Genomic DNA, 16,519 nt, shown 5'->3' on the forward strand with positions numbered 1-16,519 from the left:
TCGACGCACTTACGAACGCAGTGGCTCTTTCCGCCTTTTGCCCCTGTTTTCATACACCTTTGAGCCAAGGCACGCGCATCGGGATCGACCGCAAGATCAAGGCTATCCGCGCGCCGGCATTCCGGGCCACCCTGGCCGGTAGGCGACGGACCGCTCCGGGCGCAATTGGCTGGTGGGCTAAAACCAGTTGACCCGGGACCTCCCGTGCGGCGTGCCGCGGCCGCACTGGAAACAAACGCTGGGCAAGGAAGAAAGCCGTATGCAAAATCATTACAGTCTCTACGATCGCAAGCACCCATACTCTGTGTCTCGGGTATCTCGCTTCCGAAAACTTCGAGCAGTACCATGTGTCTTAACCGGGTGTCCGTGGTTTCTGGGAAAGATCATCCATGATCGGCACCACGCGGCGGGCGGCCGGCTATTTGAGAAGGGCCTTAATCCCATGGAGGCGGCTTCGATCGCGGGGCACAAGACTCAGCACAGGCGGAAGCGCTATACTGATCTCAAGGCGAAAGATTTGGTGAGGGGGTTGGGATGAAAACCACCAGATACTTTGAGGCCATACGTCAGCGTCCAGATCGCATCACCATTGAAATAGAATGGATCGAGACCGTCATGCGCTACCCCTTAAAGGAAATCACGCAGAATGACGGGCGTATTCACCGATGGGGTATGATTCCCGAGGCGGGCAACAAGTATTTGCGCGTGGTCTTGTTGTTAGCTGGGGAAACGGTTCACAACGCCTTCTTTGACCGGAGATTCACACCATGAAAATCCAATACTTCCGGGACACCGATACGCTTTATATTGAGTTTCGTTCTGCGGATATCGCGGAAACACGGGATCTTGATGAGAACACGTTGCTGGATATTGATACGCAGGGCCAAATCTGCGGTATCACCATTGAGCACGCCAGTGACCGCGCGGATATCCCTCAGTTTTCCTTTGAACAGGTAGCAGCCTAAGCGTCAATCTTGCTTTCAGACACGCGCCGCGACCTTGGCGAGATCACAAACGCATCGCGGGCGCGCAGCGAGCGACGCCCCTCAGCGAGTAGGCAGCGGATCGCGGATGAAGGTGCGTTTATACAGGAAGCCAATATGAAACAAGCCCCCGTCAAAGCGGCGTCCATTCCGCCGCCCGACAAGACAACGGTCTACCCGCATCCCTTTGCCGCGCGTGTTGCGGGTCGGATGAAACGCAAGCTCGGCGATCATTTCGGTCTTACGAATTTTGGCGTCAATCTCACCGAACTTGCGCCCGGGGCCCTGTCCGCGCTTCTCCACCACCACTCGAAACAAGACGAATTCGTGTATATCGTGGAGGGCACTCCAACCCTCGTGCTGGACAAAGCGGAATACACGCTGAAGCCCGGGGACTGCGTGGGGTTCAAAGCGGGCGATGGCATTGCGCACCAGCTCATCAATCGCTCCCGCGAACCGGTCATTTATCTTGAAGTCGGGGATCGCACGGAAGGCGATGAGACATCATACCCCTACGACGACCTGAAGGCCCGATTCGTCAAGGGGGCATGGCAGCTGGCGCATAAGGATGGCCGGCCGTACTGACGGCACCCGTGCCCTTGATCGCCCATCTCGGGCGGCGCATGGATGTGGATGCCGGTCTCGACCCGAGGGACCGGAGAGCCGCGCCGATTTCCGGGCGACCGAACCGTCTCGGCGACCTACACCACGGACCCCGGGAGGCGACAACCCGGCAAACACACCTTTACCAGAAAATTGCGCGGAAAACCCCGCCGCCATTGTGGGCCGCATGGCCCATCTGGGCGAGGAGGATGTCAACTCCATATTCTTTAATGAGGCGCGTCACATGCCCGCGAGCATGGAGAGGTCTCGGCACACGCGCAGAGGACTGCCAGCCGCATCAGAGGTTCACCGTCTCGCCCGGAAATCGCCAAGTGCCAGCCGAGGCCCATGGACAACACGGGCTGAGGGCCCGGCCGTGCACGCCGACGGATCCTCAACGGGCATGCCCTCCTCTGCGCGCCCATAAGGGACTGCGTGCACCTCGCTCATCGCCCGCGCTTTTGGGGGATGGAGGGCATGGCGCGATCCCCGCCGGGCTTTTGCGCGCACCCACGCATTCGGGTGACACCGGGCATCGGCCCTGCCGGCGGATTTGGCGCAGGCCGCATCATGAACCTCAACCAATAGCCGCGTCATGTCCCCTTGGGCCCATCGACACCTCGCCATAAGGCGACCCCGGAAGCGCCCGATCCCGCGACCTCGCGGGCCACCACGGCCTTGCATGATGGGGCATCAGGCATGCCTCCTGGCTGCCGTGAGCGAGATACGTCGGCACGGCAGGGGCTGGGACAGCCCCATACCCGCGTCCTCCATGTTATACTGCCGCCAACACCTCGGCGCGGCGGCGAATCCCCGGATCGACGTCAACCGTCAAGCCAGACCTTTCTCCGGCATTGTTACACGGCCTACGAACAAACTTGCCCAAGAACAAGGGCAGAGACCACATCGACCTGCCCGCGACAGAGTGGGCCGCTTATGGGCCCCGGCCCGACAAAATCGCAAGATTACCCACAGGCTGACCGACATGACGACAAAGACATCCGGCTCATCGACCATCTACTGGCTGATCGGTATAACACCGATCACATCGGCCATCATCTATTTCGCATTTCGCCTCTTTGGGATCGATATCGGCGTGCGCGGCGTGCTCCTGATGGTCGTCCTGCTGCTTGTTATCAAGATCGCCCTGTGGTTCATTCTGCGCCTCTTCTACGTGCGGACACGCGACGACGACCATTACGGTTGAAGGGCGCCGCATTCACCGTCACCATGCGGATTGGCCCGGATCGCGCTTTGGATCAACGGATGTGATCGTGGGCGCCGAGATGTGTCAGGCAGTACTCGTGGTACCCGGCGCATTTCGAGCAAAAACGGAACTCGAGCCGCGGATCGTCCTGTTCGGTTGCCCCGCATATGGTGCAGCGATGAATCGGAGCGGCGGCCCCGGCACGGACACTGGCGCGGAAACGGCCACGTTGCGGACCGAAAGCGATACCCGTCCGGACTCGGCGCTTGAGGTCGCGGCCGAAGAACGCAAAATAATTCAACAGCGACACGCCCACCATGATCTTGGCGGGTAGCGGCTCGAACACGACCGTGAACGCTACGGCCAGCCACGCCAGCCATGCGAGATACTTGACCTTCACGGGTATCACGAAAAACAGCAGTATGCTGAACTCGGGATCTATGGTCGCAAACGCCAGGAATATCGAGAGATTGAGATAGGTGGCCGTGGCGCTCGCCCCGGCCAGGAAGGCGCCGAGGATACTGAGGGCGACGCCGCTGAAGTAGTACACATTGAAGCGAAAGTTGCCCCACTCCTCTTCAAGCCGCGTGCCGAGCAGATAATAGAAGTAGAGGATGAAAAACACCCATATCGAGAACGAGGGCGGGATCACGACGAAACTCACGAGTCGCCAGACCTCGCCCTGGGCGATCAGCGTCGGGTTGAAACGCAGATTGTCTATGATGTGCGCGCCCTGGGGTGTACGCGCCAACAGAAACACGACACCCTGGGCACCCACGATGTACGCCATCAGATTGGCGATGGCGTAACGCCCAAAGCGCCTTTCGAGTCTGCTCATTACCCTCACGCGAACCCTCCCTCTTTCGCCAGCGCCCGAGACGACGCACGCGATCTCCGCATCGGGCCATCACGGGCCCACCGGGCATCGGCACGGCCACCGGATGGCCGCCAACTGCGACCGATAATCGATTCTAGCGGATTTGGCGGGCGCCATGAACTGGCGTGCCGCGCGGCCTGCGCGCGGGCACGGCCCGAACCGCGGACGCCGTCCGCGCCCCGCTTGCGTGCCCATCGCCCGTCGATGCCTCCGTGCCAGCCAGGTCCTTGCCCGATCGCGCCAGGATGTGGGCCGCAAGCGCCTGGGCGCGACGTAGCTCCTGCCGATAGATGCGCGTCTGGTAATGGCTCCCGGTGCGGGTCGTCAAGGGCATCAACAACGACCGTCCGCGCCGGTGGACGCGCACGCGCACCGCCATCGAAAGCCCCGGCCGCAAGGGATGAGCCGCCAATTGCGAGGGCTTTAGGCCGATGCGCACCGGGACACGCTCCACGATATGGATGTAATTACCCGTGGCGTTGTCTGGCGGAAGGATGCTAAACGCGCTGCCCGCGCCCGGCGCAAGCCCCAGGACCACGCCGCGATACACCACGTCCGAGCCGTAGTAGGCGCTCGTAAGCCGTACACGGTCACCGGGGCGCACATCACGCATATGGGTCTCCTTGATGTTCGCCATCACCCAGAGATCGTCGAGCGGCACGATGGTAAAAAGCCGCTGCCCGGCATGGATCTCAGTACCAGGATACACGGTGCGCTGCCCGATAAAACCCGACACCGGGGCACGAATGACGCGCCTTTGCCAGGCCAGATCGGCGGCCTCGAGGCGCGCGATTGCGACGCGCACGAGTGGGTTGTCGGCCACGGTCGTGCCGCGCACCAGCGCGCGGGCGCCCTCCCATCGCGCGCGCGTCTCGCCGATCTCGGCGTTCAAGGCGCGAATGCGCAGTTGCGTATCCTCGACGCGCATGGCCGAGACCGCGCCTTCGCTCAATGATCGCTGGTAACGCGCGAGATCGTGCACGAGCCGTGCACGATCCCACCCCAAGGCCTGCCTCTGCCAGCGCAGGGCACGGACACGCGCAAACAGAACGCGTACATGACGCGCCTCGCGCCCCAACGCGGCCCGCGCGCGTCTCAACCCAAGATGGCTCCTGTCGGCCTGTAGCACCGCCAACCGCTCACCCTTGCGCACGAACTGGGTGCGCCGCACGAAGACCTCGGCCGCGGTCCCTGTCACCTGTGCATCGACGGGTACGAGGTCGCCCGTCACATAGGCGTCGTCGGTGCCGGCGTAAAACCGCGCATACAGCGCCCAGTACAAAAATAGGCCGACCACGGCCAACCCTATCAGGGCCATGGCCCAACGCGCGCGCGTGCCGCGCCTCCCCGGGGCGCGCGCTTTGCCTTCAGCCGGCCTGCCCATCGATCGCCTCCTCTATCCGCGCCCAAGTCGCCGCCCGCGCCGCGCGTAATGCCATCTGACGTGCCCGCTCCCGCCACCAGGCGCTATCGGCCTGAAGCAGTGGCGCACGATCCGTGAGCCCCGCGCGAAACGCCTGGCGCGCCAGCACCTCCTGCCGTTGCGCGGCCCGCAAGGCCTGCGCCTGGGTGGCGAGATCTTGGCGCTCCCGCCGCAGGCGGGCCACGCCGTCTGCGACCTCACGGACCGCCGCCACGAGCGCCCCCTGATATTGGGCACGTGCCGCCACGAACGCCGCCTCCTGCCTGGCAAGGCCTGCGCGCAAGGTCCCGCCTTCGAAGATCGGCAGGGTGACGGTCGGGCCGATGGCGCGCGCCAGGTTCATGGGATCAAAGAGATCGCGCAACGAAATGCTGTTCCATCCCGCGAAAAACGCCAGATTGACATCCGGATAGAACGCCGCCCGGGCCGCGCCTACACGCGCCGCGGCCACCGCCACCAACCGCCGCGCGGCGACGACATCCGGCCGGTGCGCGACCAGCGCCAACGGGATGCGTGACGGCAACGGCAACCGCCCCCGGGCCGGCAAGGCCCCGAGCGCCAAGGCCCGCCCAAATGCAGGCCCGCGACCCGCCAAGGCGCCCAGGATGTTACGCAGACGCACGAGCGCCGTTGCGGCCCTGCGATAGCCCTGCGACGCGACATCGAGCCGCTCCTCGTCTGCATAGACGGTGCGTGCGCCGCTCAGGCCGTCACGCTGGCGAATGCGCGAGAGGGCCAGCAGGCGGCGGGCATCGCGACGCATGGCCTGCCAACAAGCCCGCTCCGTGCGCGCCGCCTCGGCGGCGAAATAGGTGCGCACGATCTGCGTGGTCACGATGAGCCGCGCCTCGGCACGATCGGCAGCGGCCGCCTGGACTCCACCAAAGGCCGCGCGCACTTCCTCATCGATGCGCCCAAATTGCGTGATATGGATGCGGGCGATGAGGGGATCGACCTCGCCATACAAGACACTTTGGCCATTGGCCGAGGCGTGGAGCCCGTCTTGCGAAAAGTGTTCGGCGGTCAAACCGCCGGCGGCCGAGACCTGCAGACGCCGGCTGCCGCGCTGCTCGCGCAACGTAGCGACGGCCGCGTGTACCCGTGCGTCGGCCACGGCGAGCGATGGGTTACCGCGTAGCGCCCCCGCCACCAGCGCATCGAGCGGCCGACTTCCGACAGCCCGCCACCAGCGCGGCTGCCAGGCCGCCACGGGCCGTCCCACGGCCACCGTGCCATGCGGCCGCCACGGCGTCACCACCGGTCGGGGCCTGGGGGGCAGCGGCGCGCACGCTGCAAGCACCAGCGCAACCGGGATAACAAGACCTTTCCATTTCATGGCTCGACGAGCTCCTGCGCGGCGAGCCGTACCGGCGCGTCAGATTCCGCAAACAGCACCGGGCGCGCCACAAGGCAGAGCCCCGCGAGCGCCACGAAGCCCCACATCGCGACATAAAAGACCTCGCCCAAGGCAAGCTCCCCGGCCGCCCGGTCGAGGGCCCGCGCAACCACGGCATGGGCCACACGCGGCGCAAGCCCGTGGCCGGCCAGCGACCCCAGGAGTACGGCGAGATGCCGGCGCGCGCCGGCATCCGCCTCGATCAGAAAGTGCCGATGCACGATATCGCGCACCTCCCAGAGGATCGCGAACAACGGCACGCCGAAGGCCTGTCCGGATACGCGCAGCAGATTGAGCACGGCACTTGCCTGCCATTCGGCGGCCCCCGCGAGGCCCGACAGACCGATCGCGGCAAACGGGGGAAACAGGCCACCGAGGAAGATGCCGGCCATGACCTGCGGCCAGAGCAGGGCCTCGAACGAGGCGCTACGGTTGTATGATGATGCGAAGTCGCAAGTCGCGGCGATTCCAAGCAGCGCGACAAACCCGATCAGTCGCGGATCGATGCGTGTCATCCAGCGATGGGTAAAGACCGAGGCGAGCTTCGAGAAAATGGCCATGGGAAGGATCAGCAGACCCACCCACAACGGACTATAGCCGAGCGTCACCTCGTACTGGACGACATAGATGGCCATGAGCCCCTGAAACAAAAGCGCGGTCACGAAAAGCCCAAGCGCCCCGATCGCGAAGTTCCAGCGCCGAAACAACCGGACATCGACCAGCGGGGCCATCGATCGCCACTCCCAGACGGCGAGTGCAATCCCCGCGGCGATACTCACGAGCGCGAGCGCCTCGACCCTGGGCGACCGCCAAAAATCACCGACCTCGGCAAGATCGAGGGCCCAAAGCCCCCCGGTCAACGCGAGCACGAGCAGTACCAGGCCGCCCCAGTCCATCGGCTGTATGACCAATCCGCTCTCGCGATGAAACAACACGACGGTACACAGCAATGCCACCGCCAGCGCCACCGGGACATTGAGAATGAAAAGCGCGCGAAACCCGGCCTCATGAATCAAGAGACCGCCCAGGGTCGGTCCGAGCGTAAACGGCATGAGTGCGGCGATACCCCATAGAATGAGGCCCAGATGCCGCTGGTCGGGGCGATAATGGCGCAGCATGGCACGAAACGACAAGGGCACGGTCACGCCCCCGGAAAACCCTTGCGCGCCGCGCGCCAACAGAAACACCCAGAAATGGCCGGTGCTCGCGCACACCGCCGACGACAGCGCAAACACGACAAACGCCACGACCAGGGTGTGGACCTCGCCGAAGCGCCCCGCAAGTCTCGGCGCGACCGGAAACGCAAGCGCCATGGCGAGAAAGAAGTTCGCCTGCGTCCAGTCGCCAAAGGTCACCGCGCGCCCCAGCGCTCCGGCCGCGTAGGGTATCATCGGCAGATAGGCCCCGGTATTGAAGAGCACCAGGAAATGACCGATGCCCAATGTGAGGTTCAAGACCAGAAAACGAAACGGATCCAAGGGTGGCGGCCCTTCGCCTGTCATCGCCCCCGGCCTATCATCGTGACTTACCACCCCATCCACTCCCCTGCTGTGCGCGCATTGTAAGGATCGTGCGAGCGGGGCTCAAATCGGTTATATTGAGATGATTTATCGGAAAAACCGATGGATATAGACGCCGACCAGCTCCTGACCTTTCTTATGGTCGCCGAACAGGGCAGCCTCACCGCCGCCGCGCGCCTCTTGCATCGCGGTCAACCCGCGATCTCCGAGCGCCTCCAAAAGCTGAGCGCCCAGGTCGGCGAACCCCTGTACCGCCGCGAGGGGCGCGGCATTCGGCTGACGCCGGCTGGCAAGGCCCTGCTGGAACCCTCGCGCAAGGTACGCGCGGCGCTCGATGACGCCGCGCAGGCGATCGTGCGGCATCGGCGCCTACAGGGCGCGGCTTTGCGCATCGCCGCCACCCCCACGCTCGCCCACTACTTCCTGCCGCGGCGCGTGGCCGCCTTCCAGCGCCGCCACAACGACGTACGGGTGCACTTAAAAGAGGGCATTATCGACGGGCGCCAGACCGCATCAGGGGATTGGGACCTGCTGTTTCTGGAGGGTCCCCTCGATCGCCGAGACCTGCCGCCCCATTACACCCTTCGATCGTGGCACAAAGAGCCAATCGCATGCGTCGTCGCCCCCGGCCATCCCTTGCGGGGTGCCGCACCCCTCGCCTGGCCCGAGCTCCTGCGATATCCGATGATCTGGCGCGGTGATGGTCCGGGGGTACGCCGGGCCCTTGCGGCGGCGCTCGCAGCGCAAGGCCTCGCCGCGCCGTTCCAGCTCGAAGTGGGCGGCGTCGACGCCGTGGTGGCGGCGGTCATGGCCGGCACCGGCATCGGTTTCGTGGCCCAAAGCATCGTCGCCCAGCGCCCCGACTGGCCCGTCGAGGTCCTCGCCTTGCAAGACCACGCCACGCTTCATTGGACGCTCTATGTGGCAACGCCCGAAGCCCCTTACCAATCACCGGCGGTCCGTTCCTTTCTCGCGCTCTTGCTCGCCGATGTGGCAACGGACGCCGGCCCCTGACCGGCCCACCCTCGTCCTTGCGGACAAGCCGGCCTCGTCAGCCCACCCCTACCACGTCAGCACCCGCCCGGCCGTGGCCAACGAGGGTAAGGCCGCGCTCGGATTCAAAAGCGGCATCTCCCGCGACAGATCGGCCGCCGTCATATGATTCAATTCGAGCGACTGCGCGCAGCCTATGATGCGCACGCCATTGTCTTCGGCGAGCTTCATGAAGTCCGCGACGCTCTTGCCACCGGGCAGCGGATACAGATTCTCGGCCACACCCTTCTTCAAAAGCTCGGTGGCGGGTCCCGTGAAATACATGAGAACGTTCTGCTCGCCGGCGGCGGCCGTCGATGCCAGGAAGAACGCCGATGGCAATCGCTTGGGGTTCTCCGGTCCGGTTATCAGGATAATGACAAGATCCAGTGCCTCGTTATCAGCCATAACGCCTCCTTCAAAAGGTCCATAACCCATTCATCCGATCCCGCCGGCCACGAAGCCAAGGGCTCGCGATCATGCCACGAAGCGGCCCTGACGGGTCGTCGATGCCCTTTCGTCCGTCATCGTAACTCCGCGGCCCAGCCGCCCGCGTCGACCCAAAGCACCGGGCCCTGGTTGCGCGCTCCTGCGGCCATGCCTCGTCGCCAGCGGGCTCACGCGCGCACCACCTCGGCGTGATATCCCTCCTCCTCCACCGCCTTGATCAACCGCTCGACCGGCGCGCTGCCTCGAACAATCCCCTCCTCGCGTTCGAGGTTGACCTGCGCGGACTCGACACCAGGCACATCCTGCAAGGCCTTGGTGACCGCTGCCACGCAATGACCGCATGTCATACCGGTGATACGTAAAGTCGTGATGCTCATCTCAAGCTCCTGCTCGGTTTATGGATCCATGGGGCGCGGCTTGCCATATATCGCCTGTGTTCACGGCCGCCGCGCGGCGGGTGTAAGCCAAGGCGCCTCGCTTCCGGAATCATCGTGCCACAACGGCGCCCTGAAGCGCCGCAGACGCAGGCTGTTTGTCAGTACGAAGACGCTCGAGAAGCCCATGGCAAGGCCGGCAAGCATCGGGTTCAGCTGAATCCCGAAGGCCGGATCGAACACCCCGGCGGCCAGCGGGATCAGCAGGACGTTGTAAAAGAACGCCCAAAACAGGTTACCGCGTATCGTGCTCAATGTGCGCCGCGACAAGTCGATGGCCGTGACCACGGCCCCGAGCTCGCCTTTCACCGTCACATCAGCCGCCTCCATGGCGACATCGGTACCGCTCGCCATCGCGATCCCGACATCGGCCTGCGCCAGCGCCGGCGCATCGTTCAGGCCATCGCCGATAAACGCCACCTTGTGTCCCTGGCCCTGCAGGGCGCGTACGGCCTGCGCCTTGTCGCCCGGCAAGACCTCCGCGCGGTGCCTCGTAATCTCAAGGACTTGAGCCGCTCGCGCCACCGCCGCCGCGGAATCGCCCGAGATCATCGCCACCGCGAGCCCCCGTCCCTGTAAGGCCTGCACAACCTTGCGCGCCTGCGGTCGCAGGGCATCGGCGACCGCGATCAGCCCCCGCACCTCACCCCCGTGAGCGACAAATATCACGGTCTTGCCGGCGGCCTCGAGGGTGCGCGCGGCGTCCTCCCAATCCGCGACCGAAAGGCCTTCCTCAGCCAACAGCCGACGAGTCCCGATCCATGCGCGCCGGCCATCGACCTCGGCGCTCACCCCATATCCCGGCCGCGCCTCGAAGCCCGAGACCGTGACCGGCGCCACGCCCTCCTCCCGCGCGGCACGCACGACGGCCTGCGCCAACGGGTGTTCGCTACCGGCCTCAACGCCGGCGGCAAGCGCCAGCAGGTCCGCACGGCTCATGTCCCTCGTCACCACGTCGGTGATCGCAGGCCGTCCCCACGTGAGCGTCCCGGTCTTGTCAAAAACCACGGTATCGACGTGGCTCAAGGCCTCGAGGGCCTCGCCTCGACGATAGAGCACCCCCAATTCCGCCGCGCGCCCGGTACCCACCATCACCGCCGCCGGCGTGGCAAGTCCCATGGCACACGGGCATGCCACCACCAGTACCGCCACCGCGCTCACGAGCGCTGTCGTAAGCCCACTCGCGCCCCCCCAGATCAACCACACCGCAAATGTCACGGCGGCCGCGACCAGAACCAGCGGCGTAAAGACGCGCACCACCCGGTCGGCCACGCCCTGGATCGGCAGCTTCGAGCCCTGCGCGCGCGCCACCAGGCGGATGATCTGCGCCAAGACGGTGTCCGCGCCGATACCGGTGACCTCGACCTCCAGGGCCCCGTATTGGTTGACCGTGCCCCCGGTCACCCGATCCCCGGGACGCTTGGCCACCGGCAGGGGCTCGCCGCTCAGCATCGACTCATCGACGTAGCTCTGTCCGGCGCGTATCCGGCCATCCACCGGGACATGCTCGCCGGGACGCACCCGTACGACCTCGCCGACCTTGAGATCGGCGATCGCCACTTCTTCATCGACACCGTCACGTACCCGGTGCACAGTCTTGGCCTGCAGGCCCGCGAGCCGCTTGATCGCAGCACCCGTGCGGCCCTTGGCGAGTTCCTCCAGATACTTGCCGAGCAGGATCACCGTCACGATCACCGCCGCCGAATCGAAATAGAGATGGCGCGCCGTGGCCGGAAAACCCTGCGGCCAGACGAGCACCAGCAGGCTGTAGGCAAACGCCGCCCCGGTCCCGGTCATGATCAGGCTGTTCATATCCGGCGAGAGGTGCCGATAAGCGATCCAACCGGGACGGAAGAACCGGCGCCCGGGACCGAACAGGACCCCGGCAGTCAGCACCGCAACCAGCCACGACCACACACCGGCGGGCGCAAGCTGCATCAGCATCCGTCCAAATGCCGGCACGAATACCGGTCCCATCGCCAACACCACCACCGGCACAGTCAAAAATGCCGCGCGCTCGACATCGTGACGCATGCGCGCTGCGGCCTCGTCTTGCGCCCCCCGGAGGTCGTCTTCGTCGGCCGCCGTCCCGGCGAGCGGTTCGTAGCCGGTAGCCCGAATCGCCGCACGCACCACGGCGTCATCCACGGCCCCCACGAGATAACGGACATGGGCGGCCTCGGTGGCGAGATTGACATTCGCCGTGATCACTCCCGGCAGGGCCTTCAGGGCGCGCTCCACGCGCCCCGCGCAGGAGGCGCAGGTCATACCCCCCACCGCGATGTCGAGGTCCGCCATGACCGGCTCGTAGCCGCGCGCGTGAACGGCCTCGGCGAGGGCTGCGGGCGTTATCGCGGACGGATCATAGATGACCGTCGCGCGCTCGGTCGCCAGATTCACGATCGCCGACTCGACCCCCGGCAAGGCCTTCAAGGCACGCTCCACGCGCGCCACGCATGACGCGCACGTCATGCCGGCCACGGCGAACTCGATCTCGCGGCTCATGGCGTCACCCCATCGACCTCAGCGGCGTTCAAGGCCGCGAGGATCGGGCATTCCGTGGCCGGGCCTTCGCCCCGGCAACGCCCGCTCAGGCGCTCCAAACCCTGCTTCATGCGCTCGAGGTCGTGAATGCGCCGATCGATGTCGCGCAGTTTCTCGCGCGTCAGGCGCCGGACATCGGCGGCGCGCGCCCCACGGCGCTCACTCAACCGTAACAAAGCCGCGACCTCATCGAGTGAAAAGCCGAGTTCCTGGGCGCGCCGTATGAAACGCAGCCGGCGCAAGTCCTCGTCGCGATACATCCGGTAGCCGCCACGGCTGCGGCCCGCCGGCTGGATGAGGCCAAGGGTCTCGTAGTAACGCAACGCCCCCGCGCCCATGCCCGCCCGCTTCGCCAACACTCCGATCGTCACCATCGCCTGCCCTCCGATCGAAGAGTTTACACCCTGCAGTAAGCTACAAGGTCAAGCGCTCGGCCCGATGCGCCACCGCGGGCCTCGGGACCCGCCGGGAGAGGCGGAATCGCCCCTCGGAGAGTCGCCAAACCGCGGCGTTTGGCCACGGCTCGCTTGCCACCTCTTTGGCGCGGCTGGACCACGTCTGCGACCGCGCGCCCTTGCTCTTACATTCACCGGATGGCGTGGATCGTCCAGAGCAACCCGTGCGGCGCCAGCGGCACGCCTTGATGCATGACTACCCGGCCCGCGACGTTTCGATAGAGGAGCGTGGGCACGAGTTCGGGACCGGTCATGGCCAGCAAACGATTGTTGACGGCCAGGGCGTGCGCCGCCGGCCCTCGCACCGCCGCGGGCCGAATCCCCCCGTCGTCCTTCCCGGGCTCGAAATCACGCTCGTTGTGCATAAGCGCCGCAAGCGGCCGGCGTGCACCAAGGATCGCCACCGCCTTGCCGGCACTGGTGGCACGCAAGAACCCGGCCACGATCCAGTGCACCGTCAAATGGTGTGGTCCGATCAAGGGTTGCAAGCGCTCGAACAGCCGATGACAGAATGGACAGTTGGGGTCTACGAAGACATAGAGCTGGTGCACGCCGTGCCCTTCGAGAATGGCATGCCTATCATGCTGTACGGCCCGCAGGACCGCCTGCGGACTCGCGGGGCCGAACGCCGCCGCCTGCACGGGGGAGAACATCGGTAAAACCACCAGGGCTGCCAGCAGCGCGACAGGTCCCCGCCACGATCCACCCCACCCCATTGATCGCCACCCGATTCTTGTCATGAACACGCCGCCCTCAGAAAACCGCCCAGCGAGCCGCACCCCCGAGGGCCTTCCGCTCGCGGCGACCGCGCATACTGCCGCGCATCGCGACGGCACGTCCCGAACCGATAAAGGCCCTGCTCCCCCGGTGCACCTCGCACCCACCTATTTAGTCGCCTCGCCGTCGGTTACTCTTACGCCCGGCCCGCGCCATGGGCGGCCGGCCACGCTTCAGGCGGGCTGGGTACTCGCCTATACTGTCAAGATGGGAGACGAATGGGAAGTCGACCGGCGCCGCGCCGCCGTCGAACGATGGCTTATCGTGCACGGCGACGCCCTGTACCGTTACGCCTTCCTGCAACTGCGCAACCGGGAATCGGCGGAGGATGCCGTCCAGGAGACATTGCTCGGGGCCCTGCGTAGCACTCACCCGCCCGATGGCCGGGCGAGCGAGAAGACCTGGCTGTTTGCAATCCTAAAACACAAACTGGCTGACCAAGCGCGTGCCAGCCGGCGTTCGCCCCTCGATCAATGCGTCGAACCCGCCATCCAAAACAGTGCCGACATGAACATCGAGGATATCGTGTTTTGCGATAACGGACGCTGGCGCGAGCAGACTTCATGGGGTGACCCGGTAGGTCACGGCGAGGCGCAAGCGTTCTGGCGCCACTTGGACGCCTGTCTGCGGTCGCTCCCCGGAAACCAGGCGGAGGTATTCGTGCTGCGTGAGGTCGAAGGACTTCCCTTGCAAGACATCTGTCAGATTACCGGCGTGTCGGCGACTAACGCCTATGTGCTGCTCCATAGGGCGCGGCTCGCCCTGCGACGATGCCTTACAAACGCCGGTTTCGGCCCCGACAGTGACTCGTAAACCGATCGCACCTACGCCTTGGAGCATTTTCTGGAGAACGCGATGCCACGTTTGCTGACCCTACCGAAGACCTGCACGACAACCGGGGCTCGCGCCCCCCGGCACCTTCCGGCAGGACCTCCCCTGCGCGCCGGCCATCCCTTAAGCGGCGTGGCCGTCGGCCCCACCCACCGGCCCCTCGACCCGCGATGCCGGCAACCGATGCAGCCTTGTGCCGCGACGCCCGCCGCCGAAATCGCAGATCGGTTCGCGAGACATTCATGAACCTGATGCTGGGCTGCCGCCAGGTCGCACGCAATGTCTCGCGGGCGTGCGACGAGGATCTCCGGGGCTGGGCCCGCATGGCCACGCGCCTCCATTTATTTCTCTGTCCCCCATGCCGGGCCTACGCGCGCGACATCGCAGCCCTCCATCGTCGGATCGCCTCGACCGTGCCGGACGGCCCCGAACAACGCCTGTCCGGCGATGCGCGTAAGCGCGTTCGCGAGGCGGCAGACGATGAGGGCAGCAGGTCCTCTTGACACCCGCCTCGCAACGGATCGGTCTTACGGCCCGCGCGGGATGCGTGTGGACCGCGAGCTAGACGACCAAAGGCCGATGATCGCGGCCGCGGTATCGGCACGCTAGGGGCTTACTCACGGACGCTGGAGGGACACATGCGCATCGAGAGAACGGACCCTGTCACCGGCAAGACCTTGACGCATACCGACGGGCACCCCTATCTGGTCGAGGGCGAGGGCCCAGACGCACTCAGGATCTACTTCGAGTCCGAAGAAACCAGGCGCAAATACCAAGACATGGGGACCGAGCGCCCGGAACGTGACCTCCACCGCACGCTCGACAACCCCGCGCCGCTCCCGGGCGACGAACCCAACGGTATCCCCCAACAACGCGGTTGACACCGCGCCGGGCCCCGCCTGCACGCGCGGGCCCGGTACGCCACGGCCTCCCCCCGTCCCACCGATTACTCGTTAAAACCTCAAGGGTTTTTCGTTAGCCGACCCGCGGCATCCGGCACGCGCATCGCTAGCGGGTGCCGAAACCCGAGCTCTCTGCTAAGATTTGGTTCAGGGGCGCGTGCCGGACAGCTCGGCATCACGCCGAAATCCGCGGTCCCGGGGCATCCTGACAATCCCGGATCGCCGGTACCGAGCACGCGTGAGACAAGATCGCGCGCACCACGCGCATGCCGACAACAAGGGGGCCTATGTCACATCCCAATCGTGAGGGACAACGGGTTCCCGCAGTGATCTTCAAGACCCGAGCCGCTGGCGACTGGAAGGACGTCCCCACCAACGACCTGTTCACGGGAAAGACGGTGGTGGTCTTTGCGCTGCCGGGGGCCTACACCCCGACCTGTTCTTCAAGCCATGTCCCGCGTTACAACGAACTCGCCCCGGTCTTCCAGGCCAACGGCGTCGACGCCGTGGTGTGCCTGTCGGTGAACGATGCCTTCGTCATGGAGGCCTGGGCCAAGGATCAGAACGCCGAAAATCTTCTTTTCGTCCCCGATGGCAACGGTGAATTCGCGGCCGGCATGGGCATGCTGGTCGACAAGTCGGACCTCGGTTTCGGCAAGCGCTCCTGGCGCTATTCGATGCTCGTCAAAGACGGCGTCATCGTCAAAATGTTCATAGAGCCGGACCGGCCCGGAGACCCCTTCGAGGTCTCGGACGCCGATACCATGCTCCGCTACATAAACCCCCAGGCGAAAGAGCCCGAGTTCGTCACGATCTTCACCCGCGAGGGCTGCCCGCACTGCTTTCGCGCCAAGACCATGCTGAAGGAGCGCGGCATCGCCTTCGAGGAAATCCGCACCGGCCAGGGAACCGGTGTGAGCTCGCGGACCCTGCGCGCCACCACCGGCCGCTCCACGGTGCCGCAGGTGTTCATCGGCGGCCGCCACATCGGCGGGGCCGACGACCTCGCGCGCCATCTGGGCCTTGCGTGACACGCGAGACCGGCATTACCACGAACGCGTGACGGGGATCTGGGCAAGGGACCG

18 protein-coding genes are annotated in these 16,519 nt (G+C 65.4%); 9 read left to right on the forward strand and 9 right to left on the reverse strand.

Annotated features, from left to right (window positions below):
• Positions 1–534 precede the first annotated feature (534 nt).
• The 4 genes from C4901_RS09885 (at position 535) to C4901_RS09900 (ending at position 2,793) form a co-directional block, all read left to right on the forward strand.
• Positions 535–771, forward strand: a complete 237-nt coding sequence (locus C4901_RS09885) for a hypothetical protein (RefSeq protein ID WP_110137188.1) — start codon at positions 535–537, stop codon at positions 769–771.
• On the forward strand, positions 768–965 hold the full coding sequence (locus tag C4901_RS09890; RefSeq protein ID WP_110137189.1) for a DUF2283 domain-containing protein: 198 nt from the start codon (positions 768–770) through the stop codon (positions 963–965). Before C4901_RS09885 ends, C4901_RS09890 begins: the two co-directional genes overlap by 4 nt.
• Before the next feature lie 135 nt (positions 966–1,100).
• Positions 1,101–1,568 (forward strand): cupin domain-containing protein, encoded by a 468-nt coding sequence (locus tag C4901_RS09895; RefSeq protein ID WP_110137190.1) that lies wholly within the window; start codon positions 1,101–1,103, stop codon positions 1,566–1,568.
• 1,003 nt (positions 1,569–2,571) lie between these two features.
• Positions 2,572–2,793, forward strand: a complete 222-nt coding sequence (locus C4901_RS09900; protein ID WP_110137191.1) for a hypothetical protein — start codon at positions 2,572–2,574, stop codon at positions 2,791–2,793.
• Positions 2,794–2,845: 52 nt separating this feature from the next.
• Here the strand turns inward: C4901_RS09900 and C4901_RS09905 are convergent, their stop codons facing one another.
• The 4 genes from C4901_RS09905 to C4901_RS09920 form a co-directional block, all read right to left on the reverse strand.
• On the reverse strand, positions 2,846–3,631 hold the full coding sequence (locus C4901_RS09905) for a hypothetical protein (protein ID WP_110137192.1): 786 nt from the start codon (positions 3,629–3,631) through the stop codon (positions 2,846–2,848).
• 133 nt (positions 3,632–3,764) lie between these two features.
• Positions 3,765–5,054, reverse strand: coding sequence for an HlyD family secretion protein (locus C4901_RS09910; protein ID WP_110137193.1), 1,290 nt, complete (start codon positions 5,052–5,054; stop codon positions 3,765–3,767).
• Entirely contained in the window at positions 5,038–6,429 is a 1,392-nt protein-coding gene (locus C4901_RS09915; protein ID WP_110137194.1) for an efflux transporter outer membrane subunit, read from the reverse strand. The genes C4901_RS09910 and C4901_RS09915 overlap by 17 nt, the downstream gene beginning before the upstream one ends.
• A complete protein-coding gene (locus tag C4901_RS09920) occupies positions 6,426–7,991 on the reverse strand; it encodes an MFS transporter (RefSeq protein WP_110137195.1) in 1,566 nt (521 codons plus the stop codon). The genes C4901_RS09915 and C4901_RS09920 overlap by 4 nt, the downstream gene beginning before the upstream one ends.
• A gap of 120 nt (positions 7,992–8,111) precedes the next feature.
• Between C4901_RS09920 and C4901_RS09925 the strand changes: the two genes are divergently transcribed.
• The gene (locus C4901_RS09925) at positions 8,112–9,023 is read left to right on the forward strand and encodes a LysR family transcriptional regulator (RefSeq protein WP_110137196.1); all 912 of its coding nucleotides are present in this window, start codon (positions 8,112–8,114) and stop codon (positions 9,021–9,023) included.
• Positions 9,024–9,071: 48 nt separating this feature from the next.
• Here C4901_RS09925 and C4901_RS09930 read toward each other — a convergent pair whose 3' ends face one another.
• The 5 genes from C4901_RS09930 to C4901_RS09950 form a co-directional block, all read right to left on the reverse strand.
• On the reverse strand, positions 9,072–9,449 hold the full coding sequence (locus tag C4901_RS09930) for a DsrE family protein (RefSeq protein ID WP_110137197.1): 378 nt from the start codon (positions 9,447–9,449) through the stop codon (positions 9,072–9,074).
• 209 nt (positions 9,450–9,658) lie between these two features.
• Positions 9,659–9,868 carry a heavy-metal-associated domain-containing protein gene (locus C4901_RS09935; protein WP_110137198.1) on the reverse strand — a complete coding sequence of 70 codons (210 nt, stop codon included), beginning with the start codon at positions 9,866–9,868 and terminating at the stop codon, positions 9,659–9,661.
• A gap of 60 nt (positions 9,869–9,928) precedes the next feature.
• Positions 9,929–12,430 (reverse strand): heavy metal translocating P-type ATPase, encoded by a 2,502-nt coding sequence (locus C4901_RS09940; protein WP_110137199.1) that lies wholly within the window; start codon positions 12,428–12,430, stop codon positions 9,929–9,931.
• Complete coding sequence (locus C4901_RS09945; RefSeq protein ID WP_110137200.1) at positions 12,427–12,843, reverse strand: heavy metal-responsive transcriptional regulator; 417 nt, start codon at positions 12,841–12,843, stop codon at positions 12,427–12,429. The genes C4901_RS09940 and C4901_RS09945 overlap by 4 nt, the downstream gene beginning before the upstream one ends.
• Before the next feature lie 212 nt (positions 12,844–13,055).
• Entirely contained in the window at positions 13,056–13,664 is a 609-nt protein-coding gene (locus tag C4901_RS09950; RefSeq protein ID WP_145960691.1) for a thioredoxin fold domain-containing protein, read from the reverse strand.
• 244 nt (positions 13,665–13,908) lie between these two features.
• Between C4901_RS09950 and C4901_RS17695 the strand changes: the two genes are divergently transcribed.
• The 4 genes from C4901_RS17695 (at position 13,909) to C4901_RS09970 (ending at position 16,465) form a co-directional block, all read left to right on the forward strand.
• Complete coding sequence (locus C4901_RS17695; RefSeq protein ID WP_168185662.1) at positions 13,909–14,514, forward strand: sigma-70 family RNA polymerase sigma factor; 606 nt, start codon at positions 13,909–13,911, stop codon at positions 14,512–14,514.
• Between the two features lie 260 nt (positions 14,515–14,774).
• A complete protein-coding gene (locus C4901_RS09960) occupies positions 14,775–15,035 on the forward strand; it encodes a hypothetical protein (RefSeq protein ID WP_145960692.1) in 261 nt (86 codons plus the stop codon).
• Positions 15,036–15,170: 135 nt separating this feature from the next.
• The gene (locus C4901_RS09965) at positions 15,171–15,413 is read left to right on the forward strand and encodes a hypothetical protein (RefSeq protein ID WP_110137203.1); all 243 of its coding nucleotides are present in this window, start codon (positions 15,171–15,173) and stop codon (positions 15,411–15,413) included.
• 308 nt (positions 15,414–15,721) lie between these two features.
• Positions 15,722–16,465: a glutathione peroxidase gene (locus C4901_RS09970; protein WP_110137204.1), complete on the forward strand. Its 744-nt coding sequence runs from the start codon at positions 15,722–15,724 to the stop codon at positions 16,463–16,465.
• Positions 16,466–16,519 lie beyond the last annotated feature (54 nt).

Origin of the sequence: Acidiferrobacter sp. SPIII_3 (assembly GCF_003184265.1) — a bacterium.
In the GTDB taxonomy this organism is placed as follows: Bacteria; Pseudomonadota; Gammaproteobacteria; order Acidiferrobacterales; family Acidiferrobacteraceae; genus Acidiferrobacter.